This is a genomic window from Arthrobacter sp. QXT-31 (assembly GCF_001969265.1).
Lineage (GTDB): Bacteria > Actinomycetota > Actinomycetes > Actinomycetales > Micrococcaceae > Arthrobacter.
Genome location: NZ_CP019304.1, coordinates 1,947,883 through 1,966,166, shown reverse-complemented (window position 1 = coordinate 1,966,166; position 18,284 = coordinate 1,947,883). Strand labels below are relative to the sequence as shown.

Annotated in this window: 18 protein-coding genes; 14 read left to right on the top strand and 4 right to left on the bottom strand. The window is 67.3% G+C overall.

Annotated elements, in window-relative coordinates; genetic code table 11:
- Positions 1-255: 255 nt before the first annotated feature.
- On the top strand, positions 256-1,188 hold the full coding sequence (locus BWQ92_RS08915; protein ID WP_076799199.1) for an NERD domain-containing protein: 933 nt from the start codon (positions 256-258) through the stop codon (positions 1,186-1,188).
- A 79-nt stretch (positions 1,189-1,267) separates the two neighbouring features.
- Positions 1,268-1,738 (top strand): DUF4190 domain-containing protein, encoded by a 471-nt coding sequence (locus tag BWQ92_RS08910; protein WP_076799198.1) that lies wholly within the window; start codon positions 1,268-1,270, stop codon positions 1,736-1,738.
- Positions 1,739-1,754: 16 nt separating this feature from the next.
- Here BWQ92_RS08910 and BWQ92_RS08905 read toward each other — a convergent pair whose 3' ends face one another.
- On the bottom strand, positions 1,755-3,185 hold the full coding sequence (locus BWQ92_RS08905; RefSeq protein WP_076803612.1) for an amidase: 1,431 nt from the start codon (positions 3,183-3,185) through the stop codon (positions 1,755-1,757).
- 168 nt (positions 3,186-3,353) lie between these two features.
- Here BWQ92_RS08905 and BWQ92_RS08900 point away from each other — a divergent pair, with 168 nt between their 5' ends.
- The 3 genes from BWQ92_RS08900 (at position 3,354) to BWQ92_RS08890 (ending at position 5,069) form a co-directional block, all read left to right on the top strand.
- Positions 3,354-3,680, top strand: a complete 327-nt coding sequence (locus BWQ92_RS08900) for a rhodanese-like domain-containing protein (RefSeq protein WP_076799197.1) — start codon at positions 3,354-3,356, stop codon at positions 3,678-3,680.
- Between the two features lie 100 nt (positions 3,681-3,780).
- The gene (gene pheA / locus BWQ92_RS08895; RefSeq protein ID WP_076799196.1) at positions 3,781-4,761 is read left to right on the top strand and encodes a prephenate dehydratase; all 981 of its coding nucleotides are present in this window, start codon (positions 3,781-3,783) and stop codon (positions 4,759-4,761) included.
- A 92-nt stretch (positions 4,762-4,853) separates the two neighbouring features.
- Positions 4,854-5,069: a hypothetical protein gene (locus tag BWQ92_RS08890; RefSeq protein ID WP_076799195.1), complete on the top strand. Its 216-nt coding sequence runs from the start codon at positions 4,854-4,856 to the stop codon at positions 5,067-5,069.
- On the opposite strand, the gene BWQ92_RS08885 is transcribed toward BWQ92_RS08890, so the two are convergent.
- Complete coding sequence (locus BWQ92_RS08885) at positions 5,066-6,130, bottom strand: diacylglycerol/lipid kinase family protein (RefSeq protein ID WP_076799194.1); 1,065 nt, start codon at positions 6,128-6,130, stop codon at positions 5,066-5,068. The genes BWQ92_RS08890 and BWQ92_RS08885 overlap by 4 nt on opposite strands.
- Positions 6,131-6,185: 55 nt before the next feature.
- Between BWQ92_RS08885 and serS the strand changes: the two genes are divergently transcribed.
- Positions 6,186-7,466, top strand: coding sequence for a serine--tRNA ligase (serS, locus tag BWQ92_RS08880; protein WP_076799193.1), 1,281 nt, complete (start codon positions 6,186-6,188; stop codon positions 7,464-7,466).
- Between the two features lie 124 nt (positions 7,467-7,590).
- Complete coding sequence (locus BWQ92_RS08875) at positions 7,591-8,436, top strand: HAD family hydrolase (RefSeq protein ID WP_076799192.1); 846 nt, start codon at positions 7,591-7,593, stop codon at positions 8,434-8,436.
- Positions 8,437-8,479: 43 nt separating this feature from the next.
- Here BWQ92_RS08875 and BWQ92_RS08870 read toward each other — a convergent pair whose 3' ends face one another.
- Both BWQ92_RS08870 and BWQ92_RS08865 read right to left on the bottom strand, forming a co-directional pair.
- Positions 8,480-9,079, bottom strand: coding sequence for a hypothetical protein (locus tag BWQ92_RS08870; protein ID WP_076799191.1), 600 nt, complete (start codon positions 9,077-9,079; stop codon positions 8,480-8,482).
- A gap of 151 nt (positions 9,080-9,230) precedes the next feature.
- Complete coding sequence (locus BWQ92_RS08865; protein ID WP_076799190.1) at positions 9,231-9,719, bottom strand: inorganic diphosphatase; 489 nt, start codon at positions 9,717-9,719, stop codon at positions 9,231-9,233.
- Between the two features lie 153 nt (positions 9,720-9,872).
- Between BWQ92_RS08865 and dacB the strand changes: the two genes are divergently transcribed.
- The 7 genes from dacB to folP all read left to right on the top strand — a co-directional run bounded on the left by dacB (position 9,873) and on the right by folP (position 18,270).
- Positions 9,873-11,435: a D-alanyl-D-alanine carboxypeptidase/D-alanyl-D-alanine endopeptidase gene (gene dacB, locus BWQ92_RS08860; protein ID WP_076799189.1), complete on the top strand. Its 1,563-nt coding sequence runs from the start codon at positions 9,873-9,875 to the stop codon at positions 11,433-11,435.
- Positions 11,436-11,492: 57 nt separating this feature from the next.
- Entirely contained in the window at positions 11,493-12,611 is a 1,119-nt protein-coding gene (locus BWQ92_RS08855) for a zinc-dependent metalloprotease (protein WP_076799188.1), read from the top strand.
- 114 nt (positions 12,612-12,725) lie between these two features.
- Complete coding sequence (gene tilS / locus BWQ92_RS08850; protein ID WP_172804352.1) at positions 12,726-13,775, top strand: tRNA lysidine(34) synthetase TilS; 1,050 nt, start codon at positions 12,726-12,728, stop codon at positions 13,773-13,775.
- A 29-nt stretch (positions 13,776-13,804) separates the two neighbouring features.
- Positions 13,805-14,356, top strand: a complete 552-nt coding sequence (gene hpt / locus BWQ92_RS08845) for a hypoxanthine phosphoribosyltransferase (protein WP_076799187.1) — start codon at positions 13,805-13,807, stop codon at positions 14,354-14,356.
- A 267-nt stretch (positions 14,357-14,623) separates the two neighbouring features.
- Positions 14,624-16,690 (top strand): ATP-dependent zinc metalloprotease FtsH, encoded by a 2,067-nt coding sequence (gene ftsH / locus BWQ92_RS08840; RefSeq protein ID WP_076799186.1) that lies wholly within the window; start codon positions 14,624-14,626, stop codon positions 16,688-16,690.
- A 10-nt stretch (positions 16,691-16,700) separates the two neighbouring features.
- The gene (gene folE, locus BWQ92_RS08835) at positions 16,701-17,339 is read left to right on the top strand and encodes a GTP cyclohydrolase I FolE (protein ID WP_076799185.1); all 639 of its coding nucleotides are present in this window, start codon (positions 16,701-16,703) and stop codon (positions 17,337-17,339) included.
- Between the two features lie 10 nt (positions 17,340-17,349).
- Positions 17,350-18,270, top strand: a complete 921-nt coding sequence (gene folP, locus BWQ92_RS08830) for a dihydropteroate synthase (protein WP_076799184.1) — start codon at positions 17,350-17,352, stop codon at positions 18,268-18,270.
- The last annotated feature ends 14 nt before the right edge of the window (positions 18,271-18,284 follow it).

The window sequence follows — 18,284 nt, the reverse complement described above, 5'->3', positions numbered from 1 at the left end:
AAAAAACTGAGTAGTGCCGGAAAAGTACTTATATACCCGCCCCTGAGGCGGCTGTTACGTTCAAACGGCAGGACGCCAGCCACCCGGTGGCGGGAAATTCGGCCCCTTTGGACCGGTAAATTTGTCCGGTCTTTCAGGGCGGGACGTTTACGCCCGGCTGATTTGGCGATGGCTGATTTTGGCTTGGGTGAATTGGCCCGGTCATTTGTTGGACGAGAGCAAGTGTTATACGAGCAAGCAAGGCAGAGGTGAACAATGGGGGCTGGAGATGCAGCATTCGAACGGACGAGGCTCGCCTCCGAACGGATCGCGCGGCTGAAGCGCGACCTCGGCTCTAATGAATCGGGTGCCCATGGCGGTGGCTGCCCCGGCGGCGCAGACCCGATTGGAAGCGGCCCTGTTCATGCTGGCCCTGTTCACATGGAGCAGGTGAACCACCTCGTGGCCGAACGGCTTGCCCGGTTGGGCGCCTACGGCTGGTTCCTCCTGCATGATGTCCACTGGCCGGGCCGCCCGCTCGCCCGGCTGGAACATGTCCTGGTGGGCCCCGGCGGGGTAGTGGTGGTCAACGCCAAAAACTGGTCCGGCCGCGTGGACGTCGTGGATGGCGCGCTGCGGCAGAACGGTCATGACCGGTTCCCGGCGGTGGAGGCGGCGCTGGCGCAGGCGGCCGCGGTTGCCGCGGTCCTGCCGGCACAGCGGCGGAGGCTGGTCCGGTCACTGATCTGCCTGACTGCCCAGCCGGAACTGCAGGGCACCACCGGTTCAGGCATCGAGGTGCGGGGGATCGACTGCGTCACTGCGGCCGTGACCGACCTGCCCGACGTGCTTGATGCGCCGTCGGTCTTGAAGCTCTACGCCCAGCTCGGGCAACTTCTTACCCGTCCGCAGGTACCGGACACGGGCCTGGCCCGGAATCCCGGCTTGCGCGGCGCCGCGGGCGGAAATGGCGGCGGAGCGGGCACAGCGCGCCTGGGCGCAGCCGGCCCCACAGGCCACCCCGGTACTGATGGCCGCCTCCGGCGCCCGGCCAAGAGACGTCCCGCTCCACCGCACTACCTGTACGGCCAGGACCGCCGTCCGGGCACGGTAACGCACGTGGTGGGGAGGTCACTCGTCGCCGGGCTCGTTTCTGCGGCATTGCTGGCGCCGCCCCTGTGGCTGTTGTGGGAGCTGCTCCCCAAGTGAGCAGGAGCCCCCAAATGAGGAGGAGCATTGTCCGGTGGCGGCGGTAAGGTTCTGTTGAGGACCACATGAGGGGATTTCCATGACCGAGCAGCGCCCCGGATCCGGTGACGAGCCGGCGCCGGACACCCGCCAGAAACCGCCGTACAACACCCAGGGCCCGGACATGCCGGCCCCGCCACTGTACAACCCTGCGCAGCAGGCCAGTCCCTATGGCCAGCAGTACGGCTACCAGTACGGCCAGCAATACGGCCAGCAGTATTCCAGCCCCTACGGCCAGCCGTCCTATTACGGAGCTACACCCCAGCCCAAGGGCCTGAGCATCGCCAGCCTGTGCTGCGGCATCGCCGTGTACCTGGGCTTCGGGGTCCTCGTCCTGCCGCAGCTGGCCGCCGTGATCCTGGGGCACCTGGCGCTGCGGCGCGAACCGTCGGGCCGTGGCTTCGCCATCGCCGGCCTGGTGATGGGGTATATCGGACTGGCCCTGACCGTTCTCGCGATCGTGGGGCTCACCATCCTGGCGAGTGTCGCCAGCACGTCCAGCACGGTCTGACTGGCTGCACCCCCGACTAAAACCCCAGCTGGGCCGCCACCTGCAGAAGCAGCGACTCGGAACCGGGCCGGCCAATCAGCTGGATGCCCATCGGCAGCCCTGTTCCCGGTCTGCCCCCGGTCCAGTGCACGGGAATGCTGACCGCCGGCAGGCCGCATACGTTGACCATCGATGACCACGGTGCGAATTCGCACTGCCTGCGGTAGTCGCCGTCGGCATCGCCTGCCCATTCCGACGCCGGCCACCGGCCGTCCCCATGGCCCGACCCCGTAAACCAGCCCACCGGGCGCGGCGTCTGGGCCAGGGCCGGCGTCAGGATCAGGTCCCAGGCTGAATACTGCGCCAGCGTGTCACGTTCGAACTGCCGCAGGAATGCGAGGCATTCGTTGAGTTTCGCGGCGCTGCGCTGTTGTGCCCGCCGCCGGAAGGTGCGTGTCAGCGGCGTCAGCAGGGCTTCCCGGTGCGGTGCGATCCGGGCCGCTCCCACTCCTGCCGTCCAGGCGGTGGTGAACGCGTCGGGGTAACGGTTGTCGTACCGGATCCCGGCCTCCACCACATCGTGCCCCGCACTCGTGAGCAGCCGGATGCCGGTGTCCAGCGCGTCCATTGCTTCGGGATCGGGGGTGAACGGGAAGATTCCAGCCCAAGGGCTGTCCAGGCTGACGCCGATTCGCAGCGGGGAAGGCGCCCGGTCGACGGTGGCCAGGTAGCCCACGCCGTCCGGATTTCCCGTGCCGTTGGGCGCCAGGACGTCCAGCAGCAGAGCGGCGTCGGCCGCGGAGCGCGCCAGCGGTCCGGCCACCACCAGGCCGGCGGGATCCCCGCTGCTCTCACCCGCCGGGACTATTCCCCTGCCGGGCTTCAGTCCCAGCAGGCCGCATGCCGCCGCCGGAATCCGGATCGACCCGCCGCCGTCGGTCCCGGGTGCGAACGGCACCAGACCTGCAGCGACGGCAGCGGCGCTGCCGCCGGACGAACCGCCGGAGCTCCTGCTCAGGGCGTGCGGATTGCGCGACGGCGGTGCAATGCGGTTTTCGCTGTACGCCGTCAGCCCGAATTCGGGAACCTGCGTTTTGCCGAGGGAGATGGCCCCCGCGTTCCGGAGAGCCGCAGCGAGGGCGCCATCAGTTGGCGCTGGACGCCGTTCCAGCGCTGCGCTGCCGTGCGTGGTGACCACGCCGGCAACATCGGTGAGGTCCTTGAAAGCGACGGGCATCCCGTGCAGCGGCGGCAGGGGCCGGCCGCGGTGAGGCCGTGCGAACAGGGCATCGGCCGCCGCTGCCTCGGCCATGGCCCGCGGCCCGGTAACGGTGATGAAGGCGCCCAGCCTCGGGTTTGATTCCTCGATCCGCGCCAGGAAATGGGCCGTGACCTCACGGGCGGAGAGTTCTCCGGAACGCAGCGCTGCCTGCAGCTGGACGGCCGGCAGGCGGTGGATGTCAGCCAGGCTCGGTGGGGCGGACACTGTGCTCCTTTGCTGTGCTCCATTTCGAGCGGTTCGCGGGCTTCGGACCAGCGTAACCTGTGCCGGCCGGAGGGTGCGGGGCGCTGCGCTGGCGATACGCTGGAGTTGAGAGCTTGAGATCAGAGAGCTTGCAGCAAGGAGAGGACTCCCATGAGCGACTTCGACACCGTCACCGTGAAGGACGTCCCCGCGGACGCCACCATCCTGGACGTACGGGAGGACTACGAATGGGCGGCGGGCCACGCCGAGGGCGCCGTGCACATCCCGCTGGACCAGTTGCCGGGACGCCTGGACGACCTCGACCCGGACGAGGACCTGTATGTCATCTGCCGGACCGGCGGCCGCTCCTTCCGTGCGGCGCAGTGGCTGGTGGGCCAGGGCTATTCGGCAGTAAACGTGGCCGGCGGCATGGACCAGTGGCTGGAATCCGGCAAACCGCTGGTATCCGACAACGGCCTCAAACCCGTAGTTCTCTGAGCCGTCCCGTTCGTTAGGCGGCTCCGTTCATTAGGCAGCTCCGCCTCTTTCAGGCCGTCCGGCTGCCTGAGCCCGCACTCCGTACCCGTAAGGAATATCCATGCCCGCCGCCCGCCGCACCTACACCTTCCTCGGCCCCGAGGGCACCTTCACGGAGGCGGCGCTGATGCAGGTGCCGGATGCGGCGGAAGCCGTGCGCATCCCGTCCTCCAACGTCAACGCGGCGCTGGACAGGGTCCGGGACGGGTCGGTGGACGCTGCCATGGTGCCCATTGAGAATTCCGTGGAAGGCGGGGTAACGGCGACCCTGGACGCCATCGCCACCGGACAGGAACTGCGGATCATCCGCGAGGCCCTGGTGCCCATCAGCTTCGTGCTGGTGGCGCGGCCGGGCGTTGAGCTGTCCGGGATCCGCCGGATCTCCACCCACGGGCATGCCTGGGCGCAGTGCCGCCTGTGGGTGGATGCTCATATTCCCGGAGCAGAATACATTCCCGGATCCTCGACGGCTGCCGCCGCGATGGGCCTGCTGGAGGATGACGCCCACTACGACGCCGCCATCTGCGCGCCGATAGTCGCCGTCGAGCAGCCCGGACTCCACGTGCTGGCCGAGAACATCGGCGACAACCCCGGCGCCGTGACCCGTTTCATCCTGGTCAGCCGCCCGGGAGCCCTGCCTGCCCGAACCGGCGCCGACAAGACAACCGTGGTGGTGCCGCTGCCCGAGGACCGGCCGGGCGCCCTAATGGAAATCCTGGACCAGTTCGCCACGCGCGGCGTCAACCTGAGCCGCATCGAATCCCGGCCCACAGGGCAGTACCTGGGGCACTACTTCTTCAGCATCGATGCAGACGGCCATGTGGGCGATGCGCGGGTCGCCGACGCCCTCGCCGGCCTGCACCGCATCAGCCCGGCCACTCGCTTCCTGGGGTCCTACCGCCGTGCAGATGCGCAGGCTCCCGTGGTGCCGGCCCACACGTCCGATGAGGCATTCCAGGCAGCGCATGCATGGGTCGACGGGATACTCGCCGGAGAATCTGTGGACTCGGGAACCCCGATCCAAGCTTCGCCGTCAGCGTAGATAAATGCCCCTCGGGGCACTTCCCTGCCCCTGTTGCGGTGCGTATGCTTGCCTGATCAACAAAGGGATGGCCCCAACGAAAGGAGCGGGTCATGTCGGACAAAAACAGCAATGACGGTCAGGGAATGATCGTCAATCCCAAGCCAACAGCGGAGAACCAGGACTGGGACGGGGACGAGGCCGACCGCGCTGACCGCCTGCGCTTCGAAGAGGAACAGGCCATGATCCGCGAACAGTCCGAAGCCCGGGCAGCCGCCAAAGCCGCAGCCGAGTCAGCCAAACACGCCGGCTCCGCGAAGACAGCCTAGGCCCGCGCAGTTTCCTCCCTGACCCGGACCAGCAGCGATCTGGGCTCCACCTGCACCGTCACCTTTGTGGCGGCCCCCGACGTGTCGCCGTCGAGTTGCGTAGGCATGGGTTCGGGGCACTTGATGACCACCTTGCCCGAGCGGTACACGCTCATGACGGGAAGGTGCCGCTTGTGCTTGAAGACGATCTTGGCGTACATCGCCAGCCAGCCAACGGCGCTGCGGGGGCTCATGACCACCACGTCCAGCATCCCGTCGTCGATCATGGCCTGCGGGATGAAGTCGATGCCGCCCGGAACCAGGCCGCAGTTGGCAAACAGGACACTACGGATCTTCCTGGACTGGTCCGGCTGGTCATCAAGGGAGATAGCGACTTTTTTCCTGCGCCCGGGAAGGTGGCGGACTCCCGCCTCCGTGTAGGCGAGCCAGCCGACGGCGCGCTTGAGGTCGTCGTTCGTGTCACCCACCACCTCGGCGTCCATGCCGATGCCTGCGATGACCAGGAACGAGTGGCTTGAGGAATGGCCGGTCAGCGAGTTCTCGATCTCCATCCGGGCTGTATCGATGAAGCGCTGGCGGCCAAAGAGCGCGGTCTGGATGTTGCCGTACAGATCGTAGACGTCCAGGTCCACGTTGCGGGCCAGCAGGTTGCCGGTGCCCAGGGGGATCAGTCCCATCGCCACCCCAGTGTGGGCCAGGGCCTCGGCCGCCACGCGCACTGTGCCGTCGCCGCCGCCCACCAGAACGACGTCGGCTCCATACTCCAGCGCCGCCCGGACCTGCGAATGGCCCGGATCCTCCGGCGTCGTTTCGAAGAACCGGGGCTCCTCCCAGCCGGCGGCCAGGCAGGCACGCTGGATGGTGGCGCGCGCTTCATCGGCCTTGGCTTTGATGGGGTTGAGGATGACCGCGACGCGCTGCTTTTCCAGCCCGTGTTCGTGGGCCTCTTCCCGCACGGCGCTGCGGATGTGCAGGGCCTTCAGCTTGCGCACGCCCCACCAGCTGGAGACGGCGAAAGCCAGTGCTACAGCGATCAGGACGTAAAGAAGCAGGTCGCTCATGGTGCTCCAACACTATCCCGCCCGGAGTGTCCCGCAGATTAGATACCCTTGTCTGGTGATCGACGTAAAAGACCTCAGCGAAAACCCGGACAAGTTCCGCGCCAGCCAGCGCGCCCGCGGTGTGGATGAAACCCTGGTGGACGCGATCATCGACGCCGACGCCGCGCGCCGCACGGCACTGATCAGCTTCGAAAACCTCCGCGCCGAACAGAACGCGTTCGGCAAGAAGGTGGCGCAGGCCAAGGGTGAGGAAAAGCAGGCGCTGCTCGCGGAGGTCCGCGAACTGGCGGGTGCGGTGAAGGCTGCCTCGGCTGAGGCCGATGCCGCCCAGGCCAAGCAGGAAGAACTGCTGCGCACCATTCCCAACCTCATTGAAGAGGGCGTCCCGGCAGGCGGCGAGGATGACTACGTCGTGCTCAAGACGGTGGGCGCGCCGCGCGAATTCCCGGACTTCGAGCCCCGGGACCACCTCGAGATCGGCGAGCTGATCGGCGCAATTGACATGGAGCGCGGCGCCAAGGTCTCCGGTGCGCGCTTCTACTTCCTCCGCGGCGTGGGTGCCCGGCTGGAAATGGCCTTGCTCCAGATGGCCATGGACCAGGCCATCGAGGCTGGCTTCATCCCCATGATCACCCCCACGCTGGTCCGGCCCGAGACCATGCAGGGCACAGGCTTCGATGTGAAGCACGACGCCGAGATCTACCGTCTCGCCGAAGACGATCTTTACCTTGTGGGCACCTCGGAGGTGCCGCTGGCCGGGTACCACGCCGATGAGATCATGGACCTTTCCGCCGGCCCCATCCGCTACGCCGGCCAGAGCTCCTGCTACCGCCGCGAGGCCGGTTCGCACGGCAAGGACACCCGCGGGATCATCCGGGTCCACCAGTTCAACAAGGTGGAGATGTTTATCTACACCACGGTGGAAGACGCCGCAGCCGAACATGAGCGCCTGCTGGCCTGGGAAGAGCAGATGCTGGCCAAGTGCGAGCTCCCGTACCGCGTGATCGACACCGCCGCGGGTGACCTCGGCATGTCCGCCGCCCGCAAGTTCGACTGCGAAGCCTGGGTTCCCACGCAGGGTGCATACCGCGAGCTGACCTCCACGTCCAACTGCACCACCTTCCAGGCACGCCGGCTCAACATCCGTGAGCGGGTGTTTACCGAGGACGGCAGCCCTAAGGGCACCCGAACCGTGGCCACCCTCAATGGCACGCTGGCAACCACGCGCTGGATCGTGGCCCTCCTGGAGCACCACCAGAACGCCGACGGCTCGGTCAACGTGCCCGCAGCCCTGCAGAAATACCTCGGCGGGCTCCAGGTCCTCCCGGTTCTCTAAACCCATTCCGCATGGCCGGTAAATACCCACACCGGGGACAACCTGTGGGTATTTACCGGCTGTTCATGCGCTGCTGTGCTCTGCGTCCTAGCTGGTGTCAGGGTCATCTGCTCTACTAGGAAGCATGACTACACTGACTGAATCATCAGCCGCTGGCATCGAAGACCAGCGAGAAGCACAACAGAAACTCATGATCGCCCTGGACGTGGACGGCACGCTCGTCGACCACGACGGCCACATGTCTCCCGCCGTCCGTGAAGCAGCGCAGGCCGTGGTCGCGGCCGGGCACGAGGTGATGATCGCCACCGGGCGTTCCCTCAACGCCATGCTTCCCATCATTGAACAGATCGGCCTGGACCGTGGCTACGCCGTCTGCTGCAACGGCGGTGTGACACTGCGGCTGGATCCCCAGCTGCCTGACGGCTACGACATCATCCACAAGGCCACCTTCGATCCCGGCCCGGCGCTCCGTGCCCTCCGCAAGCGCCTGCCGGCAGCGAAGTATGCGCTGGAGGATGAGGACGGCAACTTCCTCTCCACCGAGCGTTTCCAGGATGCAAGCTTCGGTGTCGAGGCCATCGGCGTGGACTTCCAGACCATGCTCGAGGCCACTGCCGTCCGCGTCGTGGTCTTCAGCGCGGAGAACACGCCGGAGGAGTTCAACGAAGCCATCGAGCACATCGGCCTTGCCGGTGTGACTTACTCAGTGGGCTGGACTGCGTGGCTGGACATCGCTGCTGCCGGCGTCACCAAGGCCAGCGCTCTGGAGACGCTTCGCAGCCGCCTCGGCATTGATCCTGCCGCTACGGTTGCCATCGGCGACGGCCGCAACGACATCGAAATGCTCGCCTGGGCGGGCCGCGGGGTGGCCATGGGACAGGCGCCGGAGGAAGTGGTGGCCGTCGCGGACGAGGTCACCAAGTCGGTTTACGACGACGGCGCCGCCCACGTACTGCGCGGACTCCTGTAAGGCGCGGCGCTACCGCACCCCTGGAATCAAAGGACGTCGGGAATCACCGCACGTCGAGGATCAGCGAGAGGAGCCTGGCCGCCGCCGGCCGGGCTGCGTGCTCCTCGTTCCACTGCGACCTCGCCACAGCTTTGCTGACAGCCTGGGAGGTAATGCCGAGCTCGGCCGCCACGGTCTTCTGCTGGCCGCGCACCCCCGGGGTCATCAGGTCAAGCACGCGCCACTCGGCCTCGCTCCTGTCCCGGACAATGTGGCCCAGCAGGCGGAGCACGGATTCGGACTCGGCCGCCACCTCCGCCAGGGGACCCTCGACGGCCACAGGGATGCGTTCTTTGCTGTTGCGGAGGCGGTCCACGGCGCGGCGGGCGTAGACCAGGCCGTGCCCGCTGGCGTCCTTGATCTGGTTCGGCAGTGGCTCATTCACCGGGCCCACACCGATCCCCACGTACCAGCTTCCGCAGCGGAGCGCGATCAGGGCGGCATCCACCGCCTGGTGCGGGCAATCCACGATGCCCTGCACCTCGTCCTCGACGGAACGGTCAAAGTCCAGCCGCGCCGGGATATGCCGCAGGTCCTTGAGGAGCTCCGGGACCCGGTCGCCGTCGCGCCGGCTGTCTGTTTGATTGATAGTCAGCGTGAACATTGGTCATCAGACTACCCGGTGGTAGCAGCGAGGCAAGCTGGCAGACGACGGCACGTTACGGATCTCACTCTAAAGAACGACGGCGGCAGATGCGGTTCCCAGAGAACCGCGCCTGCCGCCGTCGTTAGGGCGTGGGCCCCTTGCTTATGGGTTAGTGCGCTGCGGGCACGTAACGCTTGATGGAAGCCTCAAGCTCGGCTTCGGCGGCGGCGCGGTCGGCCCAGCCTTCGGCCTTGACCCACTTGCCGGGCTCCAGATCCTTGTAGCGGGTGAAGAAGTGCTCGATCTCCTTGATCAGGAACTCGTTGACGTCGCTGACTTCCTGGATGTGGTCGAACCGCGGGTCGGCCGGAACGCAGAGGACCTTGGCGTCTCCGCCGCCGTCGTCGGTCATGTTGAAGACGCCGATCGGGCGGGCTTCGACGATGACGCCCGGCAGGAGGTCGAAGTCCTGCAGGAGCACCAGTGCGTCCAGCGGGTCGCCGTCTTCGCCGAGGGTGTTCTCGAAGAAGCCGTAGTGGGTGGGGTACTGCATGGAGGTGAAGAGGACACGGTCCAGGCGGACGCGGCCGGTCTCGTGGTCGACTTCGTACTTGACGCGCGATCCCTTGGGGATCTCGATGGTCACGTCATGCTTCATGGAATGCTCCTCGACGATTGCTTGGTGTTCGCGGCACCCGCGATGATTAGCCAAAAATGGAGTGTCGGTGCCGCCGACTACTATTGAGGATATAGCGAGAGGCCCAGGTTTCAGGAACTAATGGGGTAATTTCAGGACTTGAGGACCAGCAGTATGAGCGGCACCAGGGGCACGGCGAGGGGCCGCGGCAGGCTTTCCAAAGGCACGCTTTCCAAAGGCAGGATCTCCACGGGCAGTCTTTCTGCAATGATCCGGAGCTGGCTCACCCTCCTGCTCACGGTCCTCCTCCTGGCGCTGGCCCTTCCCGCCGGGATGCTCATTGCGCCGGCGCTCACCGGGCCGGCCCAGTCCGCGGCCCAGCCGGCCCAGACCCCCGCCTGGCAGCTTGTCCCGGACCGCCTGTCCGTCCCGCAGGGCATCGACCCGCTCAGCACCGCCGCGCCCGTACCGGTTCCCGCAGAGGTGGTGGCCCGGCTGGACCCCGTCCTCAAGACCGACGGCGGCGGGACCTTCACTGCCGTGGTCCAGGACGCCGCCACCGGAAAGGTCCTGTATGACAGGAACGGCACCGCCAACAGGATCCCGGCCTCCAACATGAAACTCCTCACCGCGGTGGCTGCGCTGCGGGGGATCGGCCCCGAGGAACGGTTCAGCACCATGGCTGTTGCCGGGCCGGCTGCTGCAGCGACGCCTGGCGCTGCAACGCCTCGGGGGACTGCACCGAGGTCGGTCGTGCTGGTCGGCGGCGGCGACGTCCTCCTCGGCGCGGGCGAATCCGCCGAGGCCCAGGTCCTGGGCCACGCCGGGCTCGCCACGCTGGCCAAACAGACCGTGGATTCACTGCGGAAGGACGGCTTCAAGGGCCAGGTCCAGGTGCTGGTGGATGATTCCCTTTTCACCGGCCCCGCACTCAACCCGGCTTGGAGCCCGGACGATGTTGCGGCCGGAGAGATGGCACCGCTGTTTCCGCTGGCCCTGAACTCGGCCCGGTTCAATCCGGCAGACACCGCGGCGCCCCGGCCCCAGGACTCTGCGATGGCCGCGGGCGAGGCGTTCGCTGCCGGCCTCAAAGCGGCCGGCGCCGCCGCAGGCGTCACGGTGGCACCCGCCGTCGTACGCCTTGACGGAAAGGCGACGGCGGACGCCAAGGTCCTGGCCGAGGTGCAGTCCGCGACGGTGAGCCAGCAGGTGGACCTCATGCTCCAGACGTCGGACAACTACCTCGCCGAAACCCTGGGCCGCATGACCGCCGTGGCGGCCGGCCAGCCGGCAACCAACGACTCCGCGATGGCCGCCGTTCTCAACGAGCTCGCGCGCCTGGGCATCCCCACCGAGGGGATGGTCGCGGCGGACGTTTCGGGCCTGGCGCTGGGAAACCAGGTGTCCGCCCGGCAGTTCGCGGAGGTGGTGCGCGCCATCACCAACGGCACGGACCCGCGGCTCAGGGCCGCGCTGGCCGGGTTCCCGGTGGCCGGGCTGACGGGCACGCTCGGGGACAGGTACATCGACGAATCCACGGCCGAGGGCGCAGGACTGGTGCGGGCCAAAACGGGAACCCTGAACACCGTCATCGCCCTCAGCGGTTATGTGGTGGACGCCGACGGCAGGCTCCTGGTGTTCTCCTTCATCGGCAACGGCCTGACGCCGGGAGCCGCAGGCAACAAACGCGCGCTCGACACGGCGGCCACGGCGCTGGCCGGCTGCGGCTGCAGTTAGTTCGCCGGTCAGCGAACTTAAGGCGCACTGCAGGGCGCATATGTTCTGATGGACCGTATGGAGTCCACTGCAAGCCAGTCATCCGCCCCTGCCCAGGCCCTCATCAACTGGGACCTTGCCGCGTCCGCTGCTGCCCGGCTGGCTCCGCCGGGTCCGTCGCTGACAGCAGCCGAGATCGGGGACGCCGTCTCCCAACTGCGCGAGCTGGCGGATGCCTCCGTTCCGCACGTCCACCAGATCACCGGGCTGGAAGCCGCACGCGATCTGCGTGACTCGTCCGTCCTCGTCGTGGACCGCGCCTCCTGGGCGAAGGCCAACACGCAGAGCTTCGCGGTGATGCTGAAGCCCGCCATCGAAAAAATGCTGGAGAACCGCCGCGGAACCGTCAGCCCCGGAGCCGCCGCTGTGAGCGGCGCTGTCACCGGCAGCCAGCTCGGCGCCGTGCTGGCTTTCCTCTCCAGCAAGGTCCTGGGCCAGTACGATCCGTTCGCCGCCCTGGCGGAAGGTTCCCAGGCGCCGTCGGGCGGCCGCCTGCTGCTCGTCGCGCCCAACATCATCTCCGTCGAGCGAGAGCTCAATGTGACCCCCACGGATTTCCGGCTCTGGGTGTGCCTGCACGAGCAGACGCACCGGGTGCAGTTCGCCGCTGCACCCTGGCTCCGGCACCACATGCTGAACGAAATCGACAACCTCAGCGGGCACCTGCTGGGCAACGTCGACTCCCTGATGGAACGCGCCTCGGCAGCCGCGCGCTCGCTGAAGGACCGGGCCGTCTCCGGTTCGACTCCGGGCCGCGGCGCCATCCTGGACCTCCTGCAGGACCCCGAGGAAAAGGCGTCCCTGTCACACCTCACCGCTGTCATGAGCCTGCTCGAAGGCCACGCCAACGTGGTGATGGATGCCGTGGACGCCAGCATCGTCCCCTCCGTGAAGACCATCCGGCAGCGCTTCAACGCCCGCGGCAAGGACCGGGGCGTCATCGAGAAATTCATCCGCAGCCTGCTGGGCCTCGACGCCAAGATGAAGCAGTACAGCGACGGCGCCAAGTTCGTCCGCGCAGTGGTGGACGTCGCCGGCATGGAAGGCTTCAACCGCGTTTGGGAAGCCCCGGCGAACCTGCCCACGGAAGAGGAAATCCACAACGCCAGGATCTGGCTCGACAGGATGGGCTTCTAGGTTTCCGTGCAGCACCACCACAACACTGCAGGCGGGCCTGTGCCCGGCGGCCCTGTCCGCAGCGGACGGCGACGGCCGGGCCGGCTGGCGCCGGTGCTCGGCACCGCGCGGAAAATGCTGCAGGAGGCCCTTGCTGATGCGGGCTACCCCCCACGGGTCCTGGTGGCCTGCAGCGGCGGTGCGGATTCGCTCGCCCTGGCAGCTGTTGCCGCGTATTTTGCCCGGCGCGGCCACGTGGACGGCCGTCCGGTGGCCGTCGGCGCCGTGGTGGTGGACCACCAGCTGCAGGCCGGTTCGGCCGATGTGGCGGCCAGGACAGCGGGGACGCTTCGGGAACTGGGCCTGGATCCGGTGCAGATCCGCACGGTGGAGGTTGCCTCCACCGGTTTCGGGCCGGAGGCTGCAGCCCGCGACGCCCGCCACACCGCACTCGAGGCGGCGGCGCGGGAGTGGGGCGCCGGCGCCATCCTCCTCGGGCACACACTCGATGACCAGGCGGAGCAGGTGATGCTGGGCCTGGCCCGCGGCTCGGGCACGCGATCCCTCGCCGGCATGCGGCCGGCACGGGGGCTGCTGCTCCGGCCCTTCCTCGGCCTTCGCAGGGCGGAAACCCTGGAGATTTGCCGGGCTGAAGAACTTGTTCCCTGGCATGACCCCACCAACGCCGACCCTGCCTTCGCCCGTTCGCGGACCAGGGTGGAGGTCATGCCGGTGCTGGAGGAGAAACTCGGCCCGGGCGTGGCAGAATCCCTTGCACGCACGGCCGCCATCCTGCAGCTGGACGCCGACTACCTGGAGGACGTGGCCAGCAGTGCCTACGAGTCGCTCGTTGAGCACGACGGACCGGACACCAGCCTCCCGGAGGCGGCCCTGACGGACCTGGACCCGGCCATCAGGTTCCGGGTGATCGCGAAGGCAGCTGCCGGCGTCGGCGGCCAACAGCCCAGCTACCAGCGCCTGTTGGCGGCGGAAGCACTGCTGCGGCGGAAGGGCTCGGCCGGTCCGGTGGAACTGCCCGGCGGGGTCAGCGTCTACCGCCTCTCGCTCGCTGAGCTGCAGGAACAGGAACGCGCCCAGGGGCAGGACGGGGCGGCAGGCGTTCCCCGCGATGCCGCCCGCTGTGGGAAGCTTGTATTCCGGCTTAACAAACCGTCCCGCAAATAGTCGCACCCGCATCTACACAGGAGCAATTGGTGGATTCATCCGACGTCCAGGCAGACCTCAAGCACGTTCTCTACACCAAGGAACAGATCCAGCAGCGCATCACCGAGCTCGCGGCCCAGATCGACAAGGACTACGAAGGGCGCGACCTGCTCATCGTCGGTGTGCTGAAGGGCGCCGTCATGGTCATGGCCGACCTCGCGCGGGCACTGCACAGCCACGTCTCCATGGACTGGATGGCTGTGTCCTCCTACGGCTCCGGCACGCAGTCCTCCGGCGTGGTCCGCATCCTCAAGGACCTCGACACGGACCTGATGGGCAAGGACGTGCTCATCGTCGAGGACATCATCGACTCCGGCCTCACCCTCTCCTGGCTGAAGACCAACCTGGAATCCCGCGGCACGGCTTCGGTGGAGGTCTGCACCGCTTTCCGCAAGCCGACGGCGGCCAAGGTGGAGATCGACGTCAAGTACGTCGGCTTCGACATCCCCAACGAGTTCGTGGTGGGCTACGGCCTGGACTACGCCGAAAAGTACCGCAACCTGGACTTCGTGGGCACCCTGGCCCCGCACGTCTACGAGTAAACGCCTGCGGATTTAGACACCGCCGGGCACTTTTGCTCCACTTTCGCTGACCGCGCCGCCGTCGGGCCCTGATAATCAGGGTTCGACGGCGGCGCGCGCTGCTTCGAACCCGGCCCCACCAGCCACTACGCCCTGAGGGAACTTTTGTATTACACCGTGCGTGAATTACTCCGGACGGTGTATAGCTAGAAGCGACGCAGCACCACACGCGCGCAGTCCTCGCGCCGTGCAGCACTACCAGGAGGGACGGGGCCAGCCCCCGAACAGATGAAAGCTAAGAGTTTCTTCAAGGGCCCGGGCATTTGGATCATTGTTGTGGTCGGCATGCTCCTGCTGGCCTTTGCAACGTTGGCTCCGGGCGGCTCGACGCGCATCGACACGCAGCCGGGCCTCGAGCTCCTCGCCCAGTCAGGCAAGGTGGAACAGGCCAAGATCTTCGACGGCGAAAACCGCGTCGACCTGGTACTCAAGGACAACCTCGTCATCGACGGCCAGGACAAGGGCAAGAACGTCCAGTTCTTCTTCGTCAATGACCGCGGCCCTGACGTCGTTAAAGCAGTGACGGCTGCCAACCCCTCCAAGGGCTACACGGACCAGCCGGTGGAGAGCAACTGGCTCTCGGGGCTCTTCTCGCTGCTGGTGCCCGTGCTGCTGCTCGGCGTCCTGTTCTGGTTCCTGCTCTCCCGCATGCAGGGCGGCGGCTCCAAGGTCATGCAGTTCGGCAAGTCCAAGGCCAAGATGGTCAGCAAGGACATGCCGCAGGTGACGTTTGCGGACGTGGCCGGCGCGGACGAAGCCGTCGAGGAACTGCAGGAAATCAAGGAGTTCCTGCAGGAGCCCGCCAAGTTCCAGGCCGTGGGCGCCAAGATCCCCAAGGGCGTGCTGCTCTACGGCCCTCCGGGCACCGGCAAGACCCTCCTGGCCCGCGCCGTCGCAGGCGAGGCCGGCGTGCCGTTCTTCTCCATCTCCGGCTCGGACTTCGTTGAGATGTTCGTCGGTGTGGGTGCTTCCCGCGTCCGTGATCTCTTCGAGCAGGCCAAGTCCAACTCGCCCGCCATCATCTTCGTCGACGAGATCGACGCCGTCGGCCGCCACCGCGGTGCCGGCGTGGGCGGCGGCAACGACGAACGCGAGCAGACCCTCAACCAGCTCCTGGTTGAAATGGACGGCTTCGACGTCAAGACCAACGTCATCCTGATCGCGGCCACCAACCGGCCCGATGTGCTGGACCCGGCCCTGCTGCGTCCCGGCCGCTTCGACCGCCAGGTTTCCGTGGAGGCCCCGGACCTGATCGGGCGTGACCAGATCCTCCAGGTCCACGCGAAGGGCAAGCCGATGGCATCGAACGTGGACCTCAAGGCCGTGGCCAAGAAGACCCCCGGCTACACCGGCGCCGACCTGGCCAACGTCCTCAACGAGGCCGCACTGCTCACCGCCCGCTCCAACGCCAACCTGATCGACGACCGCGCACTGGACGAGGCCATCGACCGCGTCATGGCGGGCCCGCAGAAGCGCAGCCGCGTCATGAAGGAGCACGAGCGCAAGATCACCGCGTACCACGAAGGCGGCCACGCCCTCGTTGCCGCGGCGCTGCGGAACTCCGCGCCGGTCACCAAGATCACCATCCTGCCCCGTGGGCGCGCCCTGGGCTACACCATGGTGGTCCCGGAGAACGACAAGTACTCCGTCACCCGCAACGAGCTGCTCGACCAGATGGCCTACGCCATGGGCGGCCGCGTGGCCGAGGAAATCGTCTTCCACGATCCGTCCACCGGCGCCTCGAACGACATCGAGAAGGCCACGTCCACGGCCCGGCAGATGGTCACCCAGTACGGCATGAGCGAGCGCGTCGGCGCTGTGCGCCTCGGCCAGGGCGGCGGCGAGCCGTTCCTGGGCCGCGACGCCAGCCACGAACGGAACTACTCCGACCAGATCGCCTACATCGTTGATGAGGAGGTCCGCCGCCTGATCGACCAGGCCCACGACGAGGCCTACGCCATCCTCACGGAAAACCGGGACGTCCTGGACCGGCTGGCCCTGGAACTGCTGGAGCGCGAAACCCTGAACCAGGCTGAAATCGCCGACGTCTTCCGTGACATCCGCAAGCGCGACTTCCGCGAAGTCTGGCTGTCCAAGGAGACCCGCCCGGTGTCCATGGCCGGTCCGGTGGAAACCCCGCAGGAGCGCGCCGAACGCGAGGCCCAGGAAGAAGCCAAGGAAGCCCGCCTCGAGGAACCGCTGGATGCGATCCCGCCGCACCCGCAGGGTGTTCCGGAGGATGCCACCTTCCAGGGCGGAGTAACGGAATCCGGCCCAGACGGCCACCACGGCTAAGCTCATTGGTGTGACTCACTTCGACGACGACGACTTCACCGCCACCGCCGGCCATTCGGCGGTGGGCGGATCAGACCGCCACCACAAGGTGGACAAGCCCCGGATTGAAGCGGCCGTGCGGGAAATCCTGCTGGCCATCGGGGAAGATCCGGACCGCGGCGGACTGCAGGACACGCCCAAGCGCGTGGCCAAGGCTTATGCCGAGGTGTTTGCCGGCCTGCACCAGGATCCGGGCAGCGTGCTCGGCACCACCTTCGACCTCGACCACGAGGAACTCGTGCTGGTGAAGGACATCCCGTTCTACTCCACCTGCGAGCACCACCTGGTGCCGTTCCACGGCGTCGCGCATGTGGGGTACATCCCCTCGCACGACGGCAGGGTGACGGGGCTGAGCAAGCTGGCGCGCCTGGTGGACATCTACGCACGCCGCCCGCAGGTGCAGGAGCGGCTCACCACGCAGATCGTCGAAGCGCTGGTCACACACCTCAAGCCGCGCGGAGCCATTGCGGTGGTGGAATGCGAACACATGTGCATGTCCATGCGCGGCATCCGCAAGCCCGGAGCCAAGACCGTCACAAGCGCGGTCCGCGGGCAACTTCATGACCCGGCCACCCGTGCCGAAGCCATGAGCCTCATACTCGGAAGGTAAAAAACAGACTATGGATTCCCTAGCTGCAGCACCTGGAACCGGCCCCGCAACCTCACCGCTGCCCATCCTGCGCAAGCCGCGGCCGGCAGCCAAGTTCGAAGACCTGCCCACGGACCGCACGCTTGTCATGGGCATCCTCAACGTCACCCCGGATTCGTTCAGCGACGGCGGCAAGCATGCGACGGCGGACACCGCCATTGCCGCCGGGCTCCGCATGTTCTACGCAGGGGCTGACATCATCGACGTCGGCGGTGAATCCACCCGCCCCGGCGCCGAGGAAGTCAGCCCCGAGGAAGAGCGGCGGCGGGTGGTGCCCGTCATCGAAGCCCTCGTGAAGGCCGGCGCGCTGGTCAGCATCGACACCACCCACGTCTCCACCGCCGAGGCCGCGCTGAACGCCGGCGCGGCAATCATCAACGACATCTCCGGCCTCAGCATCGAACCCGGCATGGCCGAGCTCGTGGCGAAGGCGAAGGTGCCGTATGTCCTGACCCACCGCCGCGGCGACGCCAAGACCATGACCTCCCTGACGGAGTACGACGACGTCGCGGACGACGTCGTCTCCGAACTGAACGGCGTCCGCGACAAGCTGTATGCGGCCGGGGTCCTGCCCGGGCAGATCATCATTGATCCGGGCATCGGGTTCTCGAAGACGGACGTGCAGAACTGGGAACTGCTGCGCAACCTGGACCGGCTCGAAGCCATGGGCCACAGGGTGCTCGTGGGCGCGTCCCGCAAGCGCTTCCTGGGGACCCTCCTGACCGTCGCCGGCAAGGCGGCGCTCCCGGAGGAGCGCGACGCCGCCACCGCCGCCATCACCGCCATCAGCGCCGCCCGCGGCGCCTGGGCCGTGCGGGTGCACGACGTCGGACCCAGCCTTGACGCCGTCAAGGTGGCCGCCCGCATGGCCGCCCCGGACCCCGGCCGCTGACCAGGAAAGGCCAA

Coding starts and splice junctions, on each gene's coding strand:
- dacB (WP_076799189.1), top strand. CDS start 9,873: ATGAGCGGCACCAGGGGCACGGCGAGGGGCCGCGGCAGGCTTTCCAAA.
- folP (WP_076799184.1), top strand. CDS start 17,350: ATGGATTCCCTAGCTGCAGCACCTGGAACCGGCCCCGCAACCTCACCG.
- BWQ92_RS08900 (WP_076799197.1), top strand. CDS start 3,354: ATGAGCGACTTCGACACCGTCACCGTGAAGGACGTCCCCGCGGACGCC.
- ftsH (WP_076799186.1), top strand. CDS start 14,624: ATGAAAGCTAAGAGTTTCTTCAAGGGCCCGGGCATTTGGATCATTGTT.
- BWQ92_RS08885 (WP_076799194.1), bottom strand. CDS start 6,130: ATGAGCGACCTGCTTCTTTACGTCCTGATCGCTGTAGCACTGGCTTTC.
- BWQ92_RS08870 (WP_076799191.1), bottom strand. CDS start 9,079: ATGTTCACGCTGACTATCAATCAAACAGACAGCCGGCGCGACGGCGAC.
- BWQ92_RS08915 (WP_076799199.1), top strand. CDS start 256: ATGGGGGCTGGAGATGCAGCATTCGAACGGACGAGGCTCGCCTCCGAA.
- BWQ92_RS08855 (WP_076799188.1), top strand. CDS start 11,493: ATGGAGTCCACTGCAAGCCAGTCATCCGCCCCTGCCCAGGCCCTCATC.
- BWQ92_RS08875 (WP_076799192.1), top strand. CDS start 7,591: ATGACTACACTGACTGAATCATCAGCCGCTGGCATCGAAGACCAGCGA.
- BWQ92_RS08890 (WP_076799195.1), top strand. CDS start 4,854: ATGTCGGACAAAAACAGCAATGACGGTCAGGGAATGATCGTCAATCCC.
- pheA (WP_076799196.1), top strand. CDS start 3,781: ATGCCCGCCGCCCGCCGCACCTACACCTTCCTCGGCCCCGAGGGCACC.
- BWQ92_RS08910 (WP_076799198.1), top strand. CDS start 1,268: ATGACCGAGCAGCGCCCCGGATCCGGTGACGAGCCGGCGCCGGACACC.
- tilS (WP_172804352.1), top strand. CDS start 12,726: ATGCTGCAGGAGGCCCTTGCTGATGCGGGCTACCCCCCACGGGTCCTG.
- BWQ92_RS08865 (WP_076799190.1), bottom strand. CDS start 9,719: ATGAAGCATGACGTGACCATCGAGATCCCCAAGGGATCGCGCGTCAAG.